This window comes from Pseudoleptotrichia sp. (assembly GCF_057270515.1).
The window spans coordinates 12,567-31,609 of sequence record NZ_DBHIXS010000016.1; the positions used below are offsets into that span (position 1 = coordinate 12,567).

At 30.6% G+C, this 19,043-nt stretch carries 20 protein-coding genes and 1 tRNA gene; 20 read left to right on the forward strand and 1 reads right to left on the reverse strand.

Going from position 1 to position 19,043, the window contains the following annotated elements:
• Window positions 1-18 precede the first annotated feature (18 nt).
• The 10 genes from ACO5J6_RS09190 to ACO5J6_RS09235 all read left to right on the forward strand — a co-directional run bounded on the left by ACO5J6_RS09190 (window position 19) and on the right by ACO5J6_RS09235 (window position 7,846).
• Window positions 19-603 carry a helix-hairpin-helix domain-containing protein gene (locus tag ACO5J6_RS09190; protein ID WP_485643570.1) on the forward strand — a complete coding sequence of 195 codons (585 nt, stop codon included), beginning with the start codon at window positions 19-21 and terminating at the stop codon, window positions 601-603.
• Between the two features lie 137 nt (window positions 604-740).
• A tRNA-Leu gene (locus ACO5J6_RS09195) sits at window positions 741-827 on the forward strand.
• Between the two features lie 229 nt (window positions 828-1,056).
• The gene (gene ulaG / locus ACO5J6_RS09200) at window positions 1,057-2,118 is read left to right on the forward strand and encodes an L-ascorbate 6-phosphate lactonase (protein ID WP_485643571.1); all 1,062 of its coding nucleotides are present in this window, start codon (window positions 1,057-1,059) and stop codon (window positions 2,116-2,118) included.
• Window positions 2,119-2,303: 185 nt separating this feature from the next.
• Window positions 2,304-3,821: a PTS sugar transporter subunit IIC gene (locus ACO5J6_RS09205; protein WP_485643572.1), complete on the forward strand. Its 1,518-nt coding sequence runs from the start codon at window positions 2,304-2,306 to the stop codon at window positions 3,819-3,821.
• 36 nt (window positions 3,822-3,857) lie between these two features.
• Window positions 3,858-4,139 carry a PTS sugar transporter subunit IIB gene (locus ACO5J6_RS09210; protein ID WP_485643573.1) on the forward strand — a complete coding sequence of 94 codons (282 nt, stop codon included), beginning with the start codon at window positions 3,858-3,860 and terminating at the stop codon, window positions 4,137-4,139.
• 27 nt (window positions 4,140-4,166) lie between these two features.
• Complete coding sequence (locus ACO5J6_RS09215; protein ID WP_485643574.1) at window positions 4,167-4,610, forward strand: PTS sugar transporter subunit IIA; 444 nt, start codon at window positions 4,167-4,169, stop codon at window positions 4,608-4,610.
• 343 nt (window positions 4,611-4,953) lie between these two features.
• Window positions 4,954-5,616, forward strand: a complete 663-nt coding sequence (locus tag ACO5J6_RS09220) for a 3-keto-L-gulonate-6-phosphate decarboxylase UlaD (RefSeq protein ID WP_485643575.1) — start codon at window positions 4,954-4,956, stop codon at window positions 5,614-5,616.
• Window positions 5,617-5,809: 193 nt separating this feature from the next.
• The gene (locus ACO5J6_RS09225; protein WP_485643576.1) at window positions 5,810-6,685 is read left to right on the forward strand and encodes an L-ribulose-5-phosphate 3-epimerase; all 876 of its coding nucleotides are present in this window, start codon (window positions 5,810-5,812) and stop codon (window positions 6,683-6,685) included.
• Complete coding sequence (araD, locus tag ACO5J6_RS09230) at window positions 6,685-7,386, forward strand: L-ribulose-5-phosphate 4-epimerase (RefSeq protein ID WP_485643577.1); 702 nt, start codon at window positions 6,685-6,687, stop codon at window positions 7,384-7,386. Before ACO5J6_RS09225 ends, araD begins: the two co-directional genes overlap by 1 nt.
• Window positions 7,387-7,438: 52 nt before the next feature.
• Complete coding sequence (locus ACO5J6_RS09235) at window positions 7,439-7,846, forward strand: helix-turn-helix domain-containing protein (protein ID WP_485643578.1); 408 nt, start codon at window positions 7,439-7,441, stop codon at window positions 7,844-7,846.
• A 277-nt stretch (window positions 7,847-8,123) separates the two neighbouring features.
• Here ACO5J6_RS09235 and argS read toward each other — a convergent pair whose 3' ends face one another.
• Window positions 8,124-9,854, reverse strand: a complete 1,731-nt coding sequence (argS, locus tag ACO5J6_RS09240; protein ID WP_485643579.1) for an arginine--tRNA ligase — start codon at window positions 9,852-9,854, stop codon at window positions 8,124-8,126.
• A gap of 341 nt (window positions 9,855-10,195) precedes the next feature.
• Here argS and ACO5J6_RS09245 point away from each other — a divergent pair, with 341 nt between their 5' ends.
• The 10 genes from ACO5J6_RS09245 (at window position 10,196) to ACO5J6_RS09290 (ending at window position 18,709) form a co-directional block, all read left to right on the forward strand.
• Complete coding sequence (locus ACO5J6_RS09245; protein WP_485643580.1) at window positions 10,196-10,456, forward strand: hypothetical protein; 261 nt, start codon at window positions 10,196-10,198, stop codon at window positions 10,454-10,456.
• Between the two features lie 63 nt (window positions 10,457-10,519).
• Window positions 10,520-11,371 carry a polysaccharide deacetylase family protein gene (locus tag ACO5J6_RS09250; protein ID WP_485643581.1) on the forward strand — a complete coding sequence of 284 codons (852 nt, stop codon included), beginning with the start codon at window positions 10,520-10,522 and terminating at the stop codon, window positions 11,369-11,371.
• Window positions 11,372-11,459: 88 nt separating this feature from the next.
• Entirely contained in the window at window positions 11,460-11,927 is a 468-nt protein-coding gene (locus tag ACO5J6_RS09255) for a septal ring lytic transglycosylase RlpA family protein (RefSeq protein ID WP_485643582.1), read from the forward strand.
• A 37-nt stretch (window positions 11,928-11,964) separates the two neighbouring features.
• Window positions 11,965-12,675, forward strand: a complete 711-nt coding sequence (fabG, locus tag ACO5J6_RS09260; protein WP_485643583.1) for a 3-oxoacyl-ACP reductase FabG — start codon at window positions 11,965-11,967, stop codon at window positions 12,673-12,675.
• A gap of 9 nt (window positions 12,676-12,684) precedes the next feature.
• The gene (locus ACO5J6_RS09265; protein WP_485643584.1) at window positions 12,685-13,323 is read left to right on the forward strand and encodes a ribonuclease H1 domain-containing protein; all 639 of its coding nucleotides are present in this window, start codon (window positions 12,685-12,687) and stop codon (window positions 13,321-13,323) included.
• Between the two features lie 24 nt (window positions 13,324-13,347).
• On the forward strand, window positions 13,348-13,758 hold the full coding sequence (locus ACO5J6_RS09270; protein WP_485643585.1) for a hypothetical protein: 411 nt from the start codon (window positions 13,348-13,350) through the stop codon (window positions 13,756-13,758).
• A 221-nt stretch (window positions 13,759-13,979) separates the two neighbouring features.
• Window positions 13,980-15,335 carry a tRNA (N6-isopentenyl adenosine(37)-C2)-methylthiotransferase MiaB gene (gene miaB / locus ACO5J6_RS09275; protein WP_485643586.1) on the forward strand — a complete coding sequence of 452 codons (1,356 nt, stop codon included), beginning with the start codon at window positions 13,980-13,982 and terminating at the stop codon, window positions 15,333-15,335.
• A gap of 31 nt (window positions 15,336-15,366) precedes the next feature.
• A complete protein-coding gene (rho, locus tag ACO5J6_RS09280; RefSeq protein ID WP_485643587.1) occupies window positions 15,367-16,701 on the forward strand; it encodes a transcription termination factor Rho in 1,335 nt (444 codons plus the stop codon).
• A gap of 417 nt (window positions 16,702-17,118) precedes the next feature.
• On the forward strand, window positions 17,119-18,105 hold the full coding sequence (locus tag ACO5J6_RS09285; RefSeq protein WP_485643588.1) for a helix-turn-helix transcriptional regulator: 987 nt from the start codon (window positions 17,119-17,121) through the stop codon (window positions 18,103-18,105).
• A gap of 217 nt (window positions 18,106-18,322) precedes the next feature.
• On the forward strand, window positions 18,323-18,709 hold the full coding sequence (locus ACO5J6_RS09290; protein WP_485643589.1) for an adhesion protein FadA: 387 nt from the start codon (window positions 18,323-18,325) through the stop codon (window positions 18,707-18,709).
• Window positions 18,710-19,043 lie beyond the last annotated feature (334 nt).

Consider the following 19,043-nt stretch of genomic DNA (forward strand, 5'->3'; position numbering starts at 1 on the left):
TAAAAACGGGGGATTAATATGAAAATAAAAAATATAATAATTTTTGTAATACTTTTGATTTTGGGAAATTTTTTAAGGTTAGTTATAGAGGATAAAAATATTCCTAATATTGAAATTAATGAGGAAATAACATATCAGAAAGACGAAGCAAAAAAAGAAAATGATTTGTCGGATACAAAAGAAAAATACGATGTAAATAATATCAGTTATGACGAACTCCTGAAACTGGGTTTTTCCAAGTCAAAGGCTGAAAAGCTTGTAGAATTTCGAGATGAAATCGGGATTATTTCCGATATAAATGATTTGAAAAATATTTCACGGTTTGGTGAAACAGGAATAAAACTGGCTAAAAAATATCTTTTTGTAGACAATGAAAAAATAAAAAATCCTGAAGATAATTATAACGGAAGAAATTATACTGTTTTCAATATAAATGAACTCGATGAGGAAAAGCTGAAAATGATAGGATTTACAAAAAAAGAGATAAATAAACTGTTGCCTGAAATAAAAAATGGAAATATTCATTCAAACCTTGATTTGGAAAAAATAATAGGAAATGAAAGATATGAGAAAGTAGAAAAAAGAATAAAATTTAGTGAATAAGTTGCTGAAATTTTGTATAGTTTAAATACAGTCTAAAAATACTGAAAATATTGGTTTTTAAAAAAATAATCGAAAAATAAAAAATAATGGTTGACATATTTAGCGAAATCTATTAAAATAGTACAGTAAGTGATTAAGCCCGAGTGGTGAAATTGGTAGACGCAACGGACTCAAAATCCGTCGATAGCAATATCGTGCCGGTTCGACTCCGGCCTCGGGCACCATAAATTAGGACATAGTTACCATAATTAGATAATTATTTTAAGAGATAGTCTTTAGATTATCTCTTTTTTTATACAAATCAATGTGTTAGCAAATTGTGAAAAAAGGCAAAATATTTTTATTATTTGCTATTGACTTTTTAAAAAATTGGGGTATAACATTGTTAACAAATAACGAACAAAAAAAATAGATTACTAACAAAACTGTTAATAAATTTTTTAGGAGGAAAAAATGGCTAAATTAGACGAAATTACAAGAGAATCTTGGATTTTAAGTACATTCCCCGAATGGGGAACATGGTTAAATGAAGAAATCGAAGAAACAAAAGTCGAGTCCGGAACAGTGGCAATGTGGTGGCTCGGAAATATGGGACTTTGGGTAAAAACAGAAGGAAATGCAAATATTTGTATGGATTTATGGGTAGCAACAGGAAAAAGAACAGCAAAAAACAAATTAATGAAACCGAAACATCAACATCAGAGAGCAGTCGGATGTGTAGCATTACAACCTAATCTTAGAACAACGCCTTGTGTCATAGACCCTTTTGCTATAAAAGACCTTGACGCCTTACTTGCGACACATTCTCATAGCGACCATATAGACCAGAATGTGGCGGCAGCTGTTTTAAAAAATTGTCCTGAAGCAAAATTTGTGGGACCTAAAACTTGTACAGATATTTGGAGAAAATGGGGAGTTCCTGAAGAAAGACTTGTAACTGTAAGACCGGGAGATGAAGTAACAATCAAAGATGCAAAAATAAAAGCGTTGGAGTCTTTCGACAGAACGATGTTGCTTACAGTGGCTGAAGATGTGGTATTAAAAGATAAATTACCTCCTGATATGGATGATATGGCAGTAAACTATTTAATCGAAACAAAGGCAGGAAATATATATAATGCAGGAGATTCTCACCATTCAAACTATTTTGTAAAACATGGAAATGAAAATAAAGTCGATGTGGCATTTGTAGGATATGGAGAAAATCCGAGAGGAATGACCGATAAACTGACTTCATCAGATGTGTTGAGAGTGGCTGAAGAACTGAAAACACAGGTAGTCATACCTTTACATCATGATATATGGTCCAATTTTATGGCTGACCCTAAAGAAATAACTTTATTATGGAATTACAGAAAAGACAGAATGAAATATAAATTTAAACCTTATATATGGCAACCGGGAGGAAAATTTGTATTCCCTGATAACAAAGACGATATGGAATATATGTATCCGAGAGGATTTGAAGATGCATTTGAAATAGAACCTGATTTACCGTTCAAATCATTCTTATAAGAGAAATAACTAATAAAGTAGCTATAATGAGTAGATTTTAGCAAAATGAATAAGTTTGAGAAAATAAATAAACGCTTTGAAAAGACGAATAGACGAATAGACGAAAAGATGAAAAGATGAAAAGACGAAAAGATAAAAAGACGAATAAATAATGAATAATTAAATAATTTAAAAGGAGAAAAATCATGAATGTTTTAATGGGAATTGGAACATGGTTTGGACAAAATATTTTGACTAAACCTGAATTTTTTGTAGGCTTGTTAGTTTTTGTGGGTTATCTGTTTTTAGGGAAAAAAGTGTATGAAGCAGTCGGCGGTTTTATTAAAGCAACTGTAGGATATATGATATTGAATGTTGGTGCGGGTGGACTGGTAACAACATTCAGACCGATACTGGCAGCATTAAAAACTAAATTTGAACTGAAAGCGGCAGTTATAGACCCTTATTTTGGGTTACAGGCTGTAGATGATGCAATCAAAGGTCTTATTGAGCAGGATCCTTCAAAATCGAATTTGGCGGCTTCAGTTATGATGGCACTGTTAATAGGGTTTATCATAAATATAGTATTAGTATTATTCAGAAAGATTACGAAAGTAAGAACTTTATTTATAACAGGGCATATTATGCAGCAGCAGGCTTCTACCGCAGCATGGATGATATTCTTTTTATTTCCTCAGTTTCAGAATATACAAGGAGTAATATTAGTAGGAATTTTTGCGGGAATATATTGGGCAGTAGGGTCAAACCTTTCAGTGGAACCTACTCAGAGATTAACTGAAAATGCAGGATTTGCCATAGGACATCAACAAATGTTTGCAATATGGGTAGCTGATAAACTTGCACCGAAAATAGGAAATCCGAAAAAAAAGCTGGATGACCTGAAATTGCCTAAATGGCTTTCAATGCTACATGATGATATTATTGCAACAGGTCTAATAATGATAATATTTTTCGGAATAATAATGTGGGTATTAGGACCTGAGTTCTTTACTGCAAAATTTGATAAATGTACAGTTGCAAACGGAGTACAGACTTGTCCGATTATAAATCCTAACGGAGTGGCAGCGGGAGCATTTGACCCGAAAAAGCTTTCATTCCCTACTTATATCGTTTCTACGACATTATTGTTTGCAGTGTACTTGACAATATTGAAAACAGGAGTTAGAATGTTTGTATCTGAATTGACTTTATCATTCCAAGGAATTTCAAACAAAATATTACCGGGGTCATTACCGGCAGTTGACTGTGCGGCTTCTTACGGTTTTGGTTCACCAAGTGCGGTATTATTCGGATTTTTAGTAGGAACAATAGCTCAGTTTATTTCAATAGCGGGATTACTTATATTTAAATCGCCTGTATTTATTATAACAGGGTTTGTACCTGTATTCTTTGATAATGCGACAATAGCGGTGTATGCCGACAAGCGGGGAGGAGCGAGAGCAGCATTTATATTGTCTGCTGTATCGGGAGTATTACAGGTGTTGTGCGGAGCAGTGGCAGTGGCTTTATTCCAGTTGAAAGGCGGATGGCATGGAAATATAGACCAAAGTACAATATGGCTGGCTGAAGGCTTTGTAATGAAATATTTAGGAGTAATCGGATATGTACTGGTAATCATTGTAATGCTGTTAATTCCTCAACTTCAATATATAAAATCCAAAAATAAGGAGCAGTATTACGAAGGGACTGTTGATTTAGAGTAAAATTAAAATGAAAAATGAGAGAAGGATGTGATTTTCATGCTTAAAGTATTGGCAGTATGTGGAAGCGGAATGGGAACAAGTATGATTATGAAAATGAAAGTGTCGCAAGTACTGAAAAAACTGAATGTTGACGCAGATGTAAATTCATGCAGTTTAGGAGAAGCAAAATCAGGATTGTCAAATTATGATTTAGTTTTGGCTTCAACACATATAATTAACGACCTGAAAGGTGGACCTAATACTAAAATGGTCGGACTTTTGAATCTGCTTGATGCAAATGAACTGGAAACAAAATTAAAAGAAGTAGGAATTGGGTAAGAAAAAATAAAAACTTGGAGGATAAAAATGACTTTACTTGATTCATTGAAGGAAAATAATTCCGTTATACTGAAAAAAGAAGCAGAAACATGGGAAGAAGCTATCAAAGTTTGTATGCAACCTCTTTTAGATAAAGGAACGATAGAGCAGGAATATGTTGATGCAATTATAGAGAGAACTAAAGAGCTGGGACCTTTCTATATATTGGCACCGGGTCTTGCAATGCCTCATGAAAGACCTGAAAAAGGTGTAAATAAAGACTGTTTTAGTTTTGTTACATTGAAAGAACCTGTTACTTTTCCTGACGGTCAGGAAGTGGATATATTAATAGGGCTGGCAGCAACAAGTACAGATATACATAATGGAGAAGCTATTCCTCAAATAGTTACGTTATTTGACGATGAAGATGCATTTGATAAAATAAGAGCTGCACAAACAAATGAAGATATTTATAAAATAATGGAAAGATAGAAAAGACAAGGTAATGGAAAGACAAAAAAGACAAAGAGATAAAGATATAAAATAGAAATATAGAAAAATTGGGAATACTTAAGCTTCGTGCCGGCAAAAAACCGGCACAAAGTCTTTATGAATAAAAGCTGTCCGAATAAAAAGGTATCTAAGAAAATAAATAAAAGTATTTATTTGATTTTAAGAAAATGAAAATTTTTTTAAAAGGCTTATAGGAAAATATTTCTAATGTTTTTGGCATTCTAAAACTTTAAAAAATTCATAAATATTATTTTCATTAGGATAGTTTGAATTATAAGGTAAAAGAAGAAAAATGAAAATTTAAAAAATAGGAGGAAAAATTATGGCGAGACCTTTATTACAGGTGGCTCTTGACCATTCGGATTTAAAGGGGGCAATTAAAGCAGCAGTATCAGTAGGAAATGAAGTGGACGTTATAGAAGCCGGAACAGTATGCCTGTTACAGGTAGGAAGCGAACTTGTAGAAGTTTTAAGAAATCTTTTTCCTGAAAAAATAATTGTTGCAGATACTAAATGTGCAGATGCAGGAGGAACAGTTGCAAAAAATAATGCAATAAAAGGAGCCGACTGGATGACATGTATATGTTCTGCAACTATCCCTACAATGAAAGCAGCTTTGAAAGCAATAAAGGAAGTACGTGGAGATAGAGGAGAAATTCAGGTGGAACTCTATGGCGACTGGACTTATGAACAGGCAAAACAGTGGCTTGAGGCAGGTATAAATCAGGCTATATATCATCAGAGCCGTGATGCTCTTTTGGCTGGAGAAACTTGGGGAGAGAAAGATTTGAATAAAGTTAAAAAACTTATAGAAATGGGCTTCCGTGTATCTGTAACAGGCGGATTAAGTACAGAAACTCTGAAACTGTTTAAAGGTGTAGACGTATTTACATTTATTGCAGGGCGTGGAATTACTGAAGCCGAAAATCCTGCACAGGCAGCAAGAGAGTTTAAGGAAGAAATTGCTAAATACTGGAAAGAATAAGTAGATTAAAGAGTAAATAAACAGAAAGATAAATAAACTAATTTTTGAAAATAGTCAGATAAAATAGTCAAATATAGCGGAAATATTATATTAATAAAAAATATAGAAGTGCATTAGATGTATATGAAAACAATCAGATATAGTGATATATTATACTAACAGAAAAGAAATTATAATAAAAACGAGGTTGGCAATGAGAAACTTAAATAAAATCAATATAGGAATATATGAAAAAGCTCTTCCGAAAGATATTGATTGGATAGAAAGAATAAGACTTGTAAAAGAATGCGGATATGATTTTGTGGAAATATCTGTGGATGAAACTGATGAAAGACTTGCAAGACTTGACTGGTCAGATGAAGAGATTAACAGAATACATACAGAGCTTGTCAATACAGGAGTGAGAATACCTTCAATGTGTTTTAGCGGACATAGAAGATTTCCTATGGGAAGTATGGATGAAAGAACAAGGGAAAAATCAATGGAACTGATGAAGAAAGCCATTATTTTTGCCGATAAGCTGGGAATAAGAGTAATACAGCTTGCAGGATATGATGTTTATTATGAAGAGGGCAACGAACAGACGAAAAAATATTTTATAGAAAATCTGAAAAAAGCTGTAGAATGGGCTGCCTCAATGGAAGTAACATTGGCTATTGAAATAATGGATCATCCTTTTATAAATTCAATTACAAAGTATATGGAATTTTCTGAAATAATAAATTCACCATGGCTGAAAGTCTATCCTGATGTAGGAAATCTGACTGCATGGCCTACAAATAACACATTATCGGAACTGGAACTGGGAATAAAACAAGGAGAAATAGTAGCAATACATCTAAAAGATACATTGGCAGTTACTGATACTTTCCCCGGAAAATTTAAGGAGGTACCTTTTGGAAACGGTTGCGTCGATTTTCCTAAAGTATTTGCTAAATTAAAAGAATTAAACTATAAAGGGCCGTTCTTAATAGAAATGTGGACTGAAAAATCTGATGATCCTATTGAAGAAGTAAAGAAAGCAAAACAATGGATACTTGATAAAATGAAAGAAGGAGGATTTATCTAATGCTTGAAAAACTGAAAGAGGAAGTATATAAGGCAAATATTGAATTGCCTGCCAAAGGGCTTGTGCTGTTTACTTGGGGAAATGTGAGTGCCATAGACAGAGAAAAAAATTTGGTAGTCATAAAGCCGAGCGGAGTGGAATACGACAAACTAAAACCTGAAGATATGGTAGTCGTAAATTTGGACGGAAAAGTAGTCGAGGGAAATCTGAATCCTTCTTCGGATACTCCTACACATATTGAATTATATAAAAAATTTCCTGAAACAGGAGGAATAGTACATACTCATTCTACAAATGCGACAATATGGGCACAAAGCGGAAGGGATATTCCTGCTTACGGGACAACTCACGGAGATTATTTTTACGGGGCTATTCCATGCACAAGAAAAATGACTCCCGAAGAAATTGCGGGAGAATATGAAAAAGAAACAGGAACGGTAATTATAGAGACTTTTGAAAAAAGAAATATAAATCCTAAATTTGTTCCTGCCGTTATAGTTCATAGCCATGGACCTTTTACATGGGGAAAAGATGCAGCTGAAGCTGTCCATAATTCAATTGTGCTGGAAGAGCTTGCAAAAATGGCTATGTTTACGGAACAGGTAAACAAAGATGTAAAACCTATGCAACAGGAGCTTCTTGACAAACATTTCCTAAGAAAACATGGAGAAAATGCCTACTACGGACAAAAGAAAAAATAAAAATTTATAAAAATATAAGATTATTATGATTGCAGATTGTAAGGTGGATAAAATGGATGAAAAGCAAGATATAAAGACAAATCCCAACCTTGTTGTTGCATTGGGGTATTACATTAAAAATAAAAGATTACAAAAAAATATAGGGTTGAGAGAAATGGCGGAACTGTTACAGATAAGTCCAGCTTATTTATCTAATTTGGAGTCAGGAAAGCACAGCATGACGAATCCCCTTTTATTGAAAAAGATTTCTAAAGTTTTGAATATCGATCATCTAAAACTATTTAAGATAATAGGGTATACGGATAAGGATATGTCGGATTTGAAAAAGGAAATAATGTCGGAGCTGATTAATGAAATATCCGATATAGAACTTGGAAAAATAATTGAAGAACTGATGAAAATGGAACCAGAGAAAGTTTTTCTTGTAAAACAGTATATAGAGTTACTGAATAAAAAATAGAAATTTTATAATAAAAAATACAGTCAGAATACTGTCAAGATATAGGAAGTTTAAATTAAAAAGTATTAAATCAAAAAATAACATTTATATTTACTTGGCAAAATTTTACTCATAAAAAATGATCATTGCATTTTTTATTGTGAAATTTTGAAGAAATTTATAAATGTTATTTTTTAGTTTTTTTCATAATTTTTAATGTTGTTTTTTGATTTGGACTGAACTATATTTTATATTATAAAGTTTTTATTTATAATATATTATTCATATTACATTCTGTTTACATTCTGTCTACAGTTTTTATTGCCAGTAATGATAGTCCCTGTTTCAAAATTTCTGCGGTTTTTAATGAAAGCAATACTCTCGCCTGCATAACTTCCGGATTTTCTTCTTTTAAGATAGGTTTTGAATTATAGAAGTTATTGAATGTTTTGGCAAGGTCAAACAGATAGTCAGCTATCAAATTAGGTTTATAGCTTTCATAAGATTTTACAACTACCTGAGGAAATCTAAGTAATGTAACGGCAAGCTCTCTTTCGATATCTTTCATATCATCTGAGATAATATTTCCGTCTTTATTGACAGAAATGTTTTCTGCTTCCATTTTTCTTAGGATAGACATAATTCTAACGTATGTATATTGTAAATATGGACCCGTATTTCCTTCAAAACTCAATACTTTATCCCAGTCGAACAGTATAGGGGAAGTTCTGTTCTGGCTTAAATCAAAATATTTTATAGCCCCTGTTCCTACGATATCTGCAATAATTTCTTTTTCATTTTCAGGAATATCAGGATTTTTTTCATCTATAACTTTTTTTACATGTTTCTGAGCTTCGTTCAGTAAGTCAATCAGCCTTATTACATTTCCGCCCCTTGTAGATAAGATAACACCGTTTGCAAATCTCATAATTCCAAACTGGACGTGAACTTTTTCATAATTATAAGGAGCACCTATAATGTCGGCGATAGCAAAAACCTGTTTAAAATGTTCCTGCTGTCTTTCATCAACTACATATAAAGAAAGGTCAACACCCAAATCATCTTTTCTGTATTTTATTGTAGCGAGGTCAGAAGTCGAATACAGGAAACTGCCGTCTTTTTTTTGAACGATACAAGGATGCAGTTTAGTATTTTCATCAAAGAAAACTACTAATGCGTCTTTATCTTCCTTGGCAATATTTTTCTCTTTTAGCTCTTCCAGAACGACAGGCATCAAATTGTTATAAAAAGATTCGCCATTATAATAATCAAACTTGATATCAAATCTGTCGTAAATTTTATTGTACTCCCTTATGGATATATCAATAAACTCTCTCCAAAGGGCATTATTCTTTTCATCACCTGACTGGAGTTTTCTCAACTCTTCTCTGGCAATATCATTAAGGGAAGGATCTTCTTTGGCTTTTTCTGAAAAAAGGACATAAATTCTTTCTAATTCTTCGATAGGGTCTTTTTCATACGCTTCTCTGTCGAGCCATCTTTCGTAAGCAACAATAAGTTTTCCGAACTGTGTTCCCCAATCTCCTATATGATTGTCCCCCAGAACTTCAAATCCTAAAAATTGCATAATTCTTTTTATGGATTCACCGATAATGGTACTTCTTAAATGTCCCACATGCATACGTTTTGCAATATTAGGCGAAGAATAATCTATTATAACTCTTCTTCCTGTATCTATAAATGAAAAGTCATACTTTTCATTTCCGATTTTTTTAGTTTCATTATTAAGGAAAGAATTTTTTAAATAGATATTTATGAATCCCGGTCCTGCAATTTCCATTTTTTCAATAAGGTCATTTTTTCCAAAGTTTTCTATGATTTCACTTGCAATTTCTCTGGGTTTTTTCCCTATAATTTTTGATGTTGTCATTGCAAAATTTGTCTGAAAATCTCCAAATTCTTTTTTTGTAGAATTTTGTATATCAATTTTATCAGACAAATCCAATTTAAAAATATTCTGAATATTTTTTTCAAACAGTTTTTTCAGCTGAATATTAATCAATTCCATTTTTCTGCACTATATATTATTAAAATGAGTGTAATTACGAATACTCATAATAAAAATATATACCTCCTTTCCTAAAAATACTTTTATTTTTCTTGAAATTATTATATACTATATTTACGAAATTTACAATTAATTAAAGAGAAAAAATATAAAAAGGTAATAATTTCATTGTAAAACAATTTAATCTTAATTGTGATTTAATGAATTTGGTGTATAATCTTCTTAGATCGAAAAAGATCTGAAACCTCAATTAACCCCCCCTTTTATAAGACCTCTTTAATTAAGAGGTCTTTTTTTTCGGAATAAATTGAAATGATTATAACAATTATGGAGGATAGAAAATGAGTAACTATTATCATGAACAAAAAAAGAAAATATCAGCAGCAACGAAAAATGTGATATTATTGTTTATTTTTTCGGTGGCGCTGACAGGAGCGGCAGTTCATTTTATGAAAGACGGCATTCCCGAATTGAAAAATAAAATTGAAATGCTGAAAAGTGAAAAAAATAAAAAAGAAGAAGAGTTAAAAACACTCGAAACAAATCTTGCTGAAAAAGAAAAAAATTATAATGAGCTAAAAAGCAAAACAGATAAGAAATAATAAAAATAACGAAGCTAAATTATAATTTTAAATAATTGTAATATATAACGGAGAGGATATAAAATGAAAAAAATACTACTTGGAATAATAACAGTTTTAAGCCTGGGAATGATAGGATACTCAGGCGGTATAGTTTACAACAGTGTAAAAGGAAATATTGATAAAAATTCACTGGAAAAAGATATAAAAAAATTGGATGACACTATAAAAGAAAAAAGCACTTTGCTGAGTGAAATAAAAGCAAAAGATGCTGAATTAAGAAAAAAGTATAATCAGATAAGACAGGAAAAAGGAATAAAAGTCGTATATCTAACTTTTGATGACGGTCCTACTCCTAACAATACCCCGAGAATACTTGAAATTTTGAAGAGAAACAACATAAAAGCAACATTTTTTGTAATAGGTCAAAATCCCGATATGTATAAACAAATTGTAAATGAAGGGCATGCTATAGCCATTCATACATATTCTCATGAGTATAAGCAAGTGTATGCTTCTGTAGATGCATTTTTTGCTGATTTATACAAATTGAGAGATTTAATAAAGGAAAAAACGGGAGTGGATCCAAAAGTTACAAGATTTCCGGGAGGCTCCAGTACAACAAGAGTTTCAAAAGCTATAAAACAGGGTATTATAAACAGACTGACAAAAGAGGGGTATGTTTATCAGGACTGGAATTGCGACAGCACAGATGCCTCAGGAAATAAAGTTCCTGTGGAAAAACTTGTAAGAAATGGTGTGTGTGATGTGAGAGAAGTAAATCTTCTGATGCATGATGCTTATGCAAAAACTACGACTGTAGAGGCTTTGCAACAGATAATAGATGCATATAGGGCAAAAGGTTATATTTTTGAAGTTTTAACAGTCGACAGTCCGAAGTTCCAACACGTGAAACAGCCTGAAAATGTTGATTAAAAAGCTGCAACTAAGATTAATCTAAGCGTGAATTTGTTTTAATTATGATATAATATCTTACCGAAAAATTTATATTGGAGGAAAAGAAATGAAAAAAATAATAACTATATTTATGGGATTAATCGTAACTCTATTTATATCATTACCAATAAAAGCATATAATAATAAAACTTCTGAAAATGTTAAAAAAGCTGAAAAAAAAGCAAAAGCTTCTGAAAATGATGTCAATACTGAAATAGTAAAAGAAGAATTAGCCAAATATTCCTATTTTCAGACAGGAACAGCTTCTTTTTACGGAGGTAAATGGCATGGCAGAAAAACTGCTAACGGAGAAATTTTTGATACTTACAAACTGACAGCGGCTCATAAAACTTTACCTTTTGGTACTAAAGTCAAAGTAACAAATTTGAATAACGGGAAATCAGTAGTAGTAAGAATAAATAACAGAGGTCCTTATGTAAAAGGAAGAGTCATAGATTTGAGTCAGGCTGCATTCTCAAAAATAGAAAATATGAGTAGAGGTGTTACAAAAGTAAAATTGGAAATTATAAAATAAATTTTAAATATTTAAATTAAAGAAAGGCGGATTAGTTGTGTTAAAGGGCAGAATTGCATTAGTTACCGGAGGTTCAAGAGGAATAGGAAAGGAAGTAGTTTTAAAATTTGCTGAAAATGGTGCTACCGTTATTTCAGGAGACTTGATAGAACCTGACTACAGCCACGAAAATGTGTCCCATGTAAAATTAAACGTAACGGACAGGGAAAATATAAAAGAAGTTGCAGCACAGTTAAAAGAAAAATACGGAAAACTTGATATACTTGTAAACAATGCGGGAATAACAAGAGACTCATTATTACAGAGAATGAAAGAAGAAGATTGGGATCTGGTTGTAGATATTAATTTAAAAGGTGTCTATAATGTAATGCAAGGTTTAGTATCTCTTCTTTTAAAAAGTGAGAGTGCAAGTGTTATAAATATGGCTTCTGTTGTAGGTCTTGACGGGAACGCAGGTCAGACAAACTATTCTGCCACAAAAGGTGGAGTTATAGCTATGGCAAAATCATGGGCAAAAGAATTTGGAAGAAAAAAATTAAGAGCAAATGCGATTGCTCCCGGATTTATAAAAACAGATATGACACACGTGTTACCTGAAAAAGTTGTAGAATCTGTTCTTGAAAATACTCCCCTGAGAAGTATGGGAGAGGCTTCTGATGTTGCTGATATGGCATTATTTCTGGCAAGTGATATGTCCAAATTTATAACAGGTCAAGTAATAAGAGTTGATGGCGGACTCAATTTATAAGGTGTTTAAATGTCAGAAAAGTCAAAAATATATGCTTATTATTTGATAGAAACGGATGAAAAAAACATAGTCCATACTTGGGCTGAATGTCAAAGTAAAGTAAAAGGTAAAAAAGCAAGATACAAGTCTTTTAAATCTGAAAATGAAGCTTTGAAATGGCTCGAAAATGGTGCTGAATATGAAACAGATAAAAAGAAATCTGAAAAAATTGAAAACTTAATTCTAAAATTGGATAAAAATGCCATATATTTTGATGCGGGTACCGGCAGAGGGCAAGGAGTTGAAGTCAGACTTACGGATTTTAATGGAAATTCCTTGTTATACAAAATACTGGATAAATCAAAAATAAATGATTACGGTAATTATTATCTGTCCAAAGAAAGAACAAATAACTTTGGGGAACTTACGGGATTATATGCGGCATTGAAATATGCATTGAAATATGATATAAATAAAATATGTGGAGACAGCTCGTTAATTATTGAACACTGGTCTCAAGGAAGATATAATGAGGAACAGCTTGAAAAAGATACTGTCGCCCTAATAAAAAAAGTAACTTTATTAAGAAAACAATTTGAAAATAAAAATGGTAAAATAGAAAAAATATCAGGAGATGTAAATCCTGCTGATTTAGGATTTCATAAATAAAATTTTTAAAATGGAGGCTTTAAAATGAAAAAAATTGCAGTATTTTTATTGATGTGTATGTTGTTTACAATCGGGTCGGCAGCAGGAAAAAAGAGAGCGACTGATAAAGAATATAAAGGACAGTATATAAAATCTACAAATACTTTTACTTATAAAAAAGATAATCTGGTATTTCCGGATAAAACTTTGACTTATGAGTTAAAAGATAATTCAGGTTTATTAAACGGTATTTATGAGTTCATTGGTCAAACTTATGGAGTAACTGACGATGATATAATAGGTCTAAATGTTATAGGAAGAGTATCAGGAAATACATTTATTGTAACTAAAATTACTAATTACAGAATACCTGAAGAAAAATTAAACAATGCTGTATCTACTGGAACACCTGCTTTAGAAAATATCGGAACGGAAAGTCAGGATACGGAGCAATAATTTTAACGGGAAAATATTAGTAATAATAGAAAAGTTAGTAATGAAAAAATAGAGATAAAATATTGAATATAAAAATTAAATATAAAAAATTATATTTATTTGCTTTATAAAATTTTTTAAAAAGTAGCTTCTTTAAGGAAGCTTCTTTTATTTTCTATTAAAATATGGTATAATTTAACAATTAATGTACGTGAATATTGATATATAGCAATTATTGATATATGATAATATTTTTAAAGGAGAGAAAAAAAGTGGATAAAAGAGCAACTATCATAACTTATGGTTGTCAGATGAATGTAAACGAAAGTGCAAAAATGAAACAAATGCTGCAAACAATGGGTTATGAAATAATAGAAGATATAAACAAATCAGATTTGGTATTTCTGAATACATGTACCGTGAGAGAGGGGGCGGCAGTAAAAGTATACGGTAAATTGGGAGATTTGAAAAGAATAAAGGAAGAAAAAAATGGTAATATGATTATCGGAGTAACAGGATGTCTGGCACAGGAAGTAAGAGACGAATTTATAAAAAAGACTCCTTATGTGGATTTGGTCTTGGGTAATCAGAATATAGGAAGAATACCGGATATACTCGAAAGAATAGAAAAAGGTGAAGAAACTCATATTGTAATGGTTGATGATGAAGATGAACTTCCTCAAAGAGTAGATGCGGATTTTGGAGATGATATAGTAGCTTCCATATCTATAACTTACGGGTGTAATAATTATTGTACATTCTGTATTGTTCCTTATGTAAGAGGAATGGAAAGGTCGGTACCTCTTCATCAGGTGTTGAGAGATGTAGAATTTTATACAAAAAAAGGATATAAGGAGATATTATTTTTAGGTCAGAATGTAAATTCTTATGGAAGTGATTTGGCTGATGAAAAAGATAATTTTGCTACATTATTGAATGAAAGTGCTAAAGTGGAGGGAGACTTCTGGATAAAATATGTTTCACCTCATCCGAAAGATTTTAATGACGATGTAATCGAAGTAATAGCAAACAATTCAAAAATTTCGAGAATGTTGCATTTACCACTTCAATCAGGCTCAACAAGAATATTGGACGCGATGAATAGGGGCTATACAAAAGAGCAGTTTATCGAGCTGGCTAAAAAAATAAAAAAAAGAATACCCGATATTGGTCTGACTACGGATGTTATAGTAGGATTCCCGGGAGAAACTGAAGAAGATTTTCAGGATACAATGGACGTAATAAGAGAAGTAGAGTTTGAGAATGCCTTTATGTTTATGTATTCCAAGAGGACAGGGACACCTGCTGCCACTATGGAAAATCAGGTAGATGAAGATATAAAAAATGAAAGACTGCAAAAATTAATGGATTTACAAAATCATATAGCAAAAAAACAAAGTCAGAAATATTTAAATCAGGTTGTAAAAGTTTTAGTTGAAGGTCCGAGTAGAAAAAATCCTGAAATGCTTACAGGGAGAACTTCAACTCATAAAATAGTTCTATTTAAAAGCGACAGAAAAGATTTAAAAGGTCAGTTTGTCCATACAAAAATTTATGAAGCAAAAACATGGACATTATATGGAGAATTGATAGAATAAAAGATAAAATATAAAGAAAGATGAGGAAAAAATGAAAAATGATGAAAAAATAAGTACGGAAAAAGCAAACGAAAAAATAAATACTGAAAAATTAAATGATGAAGAAATAGAAAAAAAACAATCTAAAGATGATGATGACAAATTAATAAATGAAATATTAGGAATGAAAATAACAAGCCTCAAAAAAAAGGCTAAAGAATATAATATTCCGAACTTCTCAGTAATGAATAAGGCAGACCTTGTAAACTATGTGCTTGTAGAAAAGGGAAATGAAGAAGGGAAAATATACGGGTTTGGAACTCTTGATATAGTAGGGGAAGGCAGTTACGGTTTTTTAAGAAATACTTCCGTAGGGCCTGATGTATATGTTTCGATTTCTCAGATAAAAAGATTTTTCCTAAGAAATGGAGATATGGTTTTTGGAGAACTGAGAGTACCTATCGCATCGGAAAAAAATTATGGGATACTTAAAGTTTTACTTGTAAACGGAGATTTGGCGGAAAAATCTCTGGAGCGTCCATTTTTTGATGATTTGATACCTTCATATCCCGATGAAAAAATAAAACTTGGAGAAGGGGAAATCTCATCAAGGATAATAGACTTGATTTCTCCCATAGGAAAAGGTCAGAGAGGGCTTATAGTTGCACCTCCAAAGGCAGGGAAAACAGTATTGTTGTCAACACTGGCAAATGATATTATAAAATACAATCCTGAAATAGATGTATGGATATTATTAATAGATGAAAGACCTGAAGAAGTTACGGATATAAAAGAAAATGTAAAAGATGCCGAAGTGTATTCAGCGACTTTTGATGAAAATCCGAGTGTTCATACTCAGGTTACCGAAAATGTATTGGAAATGGCTAAAAGAGAAGTGGAAAGAGGAAAAGATATTCTAATTCTCATGGATAGCCTGACAAGACTTGCAAGATCATATAATATAACAATCCCTTCGAGCGGAAAGCTCATATCGGGAGGTATAGATCCAAATGCCCTTTATTATCCTAAAAGATTTTTAGGAGCGGCAAGAAATATAAAAAAAGGCGGCAGCCTTACAATAATAGCCACTGCCCTTATCGAAACAGGAAGCCGAATGGATGAAGTTATCTTTGAAGAATTTAAAGGAACAGGAAATATGGAGATTATGCTTAACAGAACTTTGGAGCAGTTAAGAATATTCCCTGCTATTGATGTGATGAAAAGCGGTACAAGAAGAGAAGAACTTCTAATTTCTAAAAAAAATCTTGAAAAAATATGGAAATTAAGAAGAGAATTGAGTCAGCATTCTGAAGTTGAAGGAATGAAAAAACTAATTGAATTAATAAAAAAATATAAAAATAATGATGAATTACTTGAAGATTTATAAATAAATAATAGAATAAACCTTTTAAAATAAAGCTAAATCTAATTTTTTATATTTTAGGGCTATTTTATTTTGGAGTAGAAATAAACAAAAAAATTTAGTATAATAACAATGTAGATAAACTTAGTTTTCTCATTTCTTATTCATAAAATAACTATCGGAGAGTATTTCTCTCCGATAGTTATTTTTTATATTTTCATATATATTGTAGATCAGTTTTTTAAATTTTTATCGGTTTTATAAAATATTTTTTAAAAAAAGGGTTTTTTTTATATATTAGAGTAGAAAATAATTGAAAATTAATCGTATAATTAAAAAAATTATTATATTATGTATATAAAAATCTAATTTATGAATGAGAAGGAGTGTGAAAGAATTTTATTATAAAAAATTCTCACATATTTATAATAAAAATTTTGTATGGATAATAAAAAAGTTGAAATAAAAAAAGTAGAGAAAACATTCGGGAAAAGATTTTTAATAGGAAGTGTATCTAAAAATCAGGAAAATGAAAATAAGAATGAATTAAAAGGGGTATTTGAAAAATATTTTATAGACGATGAGTGTGAAATGTCCTTTATGAAAATAATAGACAGCATAGATTATGAAATTATAAATTCTAAAAAAACTTCTGATAATATTATAAGATTTATGTATTTTTTAGAAGGGAAAAGTTTATTTATGTTACATTCGGAAGATGCCAGAAAATATGATATTAAAAAAGATGATATTTTAATTCATAAATTAGGGGTGACTTTTGAAAAATATGTTGTTTCTTCAAAAAATTTGGAATATATATTAATTGATTTAAATATAGATAAATTATGTCTGAAATTTTTAAATGTATCAGATAAAGATGAAATCAGGAAATGGAAAGATAGAATTTTTGAGTTATTTAGAAGAAGTGAAATATTAAAAACTAAGATTAATATGGAAATGTCATATTTATTGAAAAAAATTAAAAATATTGCGATGATTAAAAATATAAATGAATATCTTAATTTTAAAGTTAGAATAGAAGAACTCATGTTTCTTACTTTAGAAACTTGCATAAATTTTGAAGAATATATCAATGTTAATGTTGATAATTTTGAAATTGTAAAAAAAGCAAGAAAAATACTTGATAGAAAAAATATAACACAGCCTATAAGAATAGGCGAACTATGTAAAATTATGAATAAGACAAGATATCAACTCCAAATATCTTTTGAAAAAGTTGAAGGAATAGGAATATTTGAATATATTCAAAAAAGAAGAATGGAATATTCTAAAAATTTATTAATAACAACAAATAAAAGTATACTTGAAATATCTAATGAAGTTGGATATAAAAATCCAAGTAAATTTTCAAAAATTTTTAAAAAATACTATGGAATATTGCCAAGTAAATACAGAAATAAAGATTAATATAAATTAAAAAAATATTTTTTTAATATAAGGGCTTTTTTTAATATAAGAGTGGAAAAAAATTTAAATTTAAGGTATATTGGTATTAGATAATATATTATTTAATATTTGTATATGAAATATAAATATATAATAAGGGAAATGTACAGTTATTATAGTATTGTAATTAATTGTATATTTTTGTTATATTATTAAATAAAATAAATTAGGAGGAGAAATGAAAAAAAGTGTATTATTTTTAATGAGTTTAATTGCAGTATCATCAGTAAGTTATTCGGCACCAAAACAAAGTCTGGAACAAAGTCTGAATGCAATAGAGTCAAAATTCAATGATTTACTGGAGAAAGAAGCGCAGAAGAAAAGAGAATTTGAAGCACAGAAAACACAGCTTCAGGCAGAAGTGGAAGATTTAAAATCAAAAGAACAGGGAAAGGAAAAAGTATTCGAGAAACTGAAAAAAGACTCGGAAGTGAGATGGCATAGAGACAAATACAAAAAAGTATTGAACAATTATGACACATATTATAAAAACATAGCAAAAATGATAAGAGAGAAAGAACAAAAGATAGCAGAACTTGAGGCAATGTTATCTGTTATGAATTAAGATTATATAAGTGTTTTGAAAAGTGATATAAAAAATATATTTATTCATTTGTAAAATTTCACTGATATAAAACTGTTATTAAAATTGTAAAATCTTGTTTGTAAAAGAAACAGTCTATACCTATATAAATTATAAAATCTTAGCAGTTGAGCAGTTAAAACAAAAACTCGCTTTACAGCTCAAACAAATGTTTTTTGAAAAAAATCTTTAATTCAAAATATAATAAGTTTTTCAAAGATAGTAAATTTAAAGATAATAAAAACTAAAGACAGTAAAAACAAAAAATGGAGGAAACATATGAAAAAGATAGTAATGATAGGATTACTTGCGATAG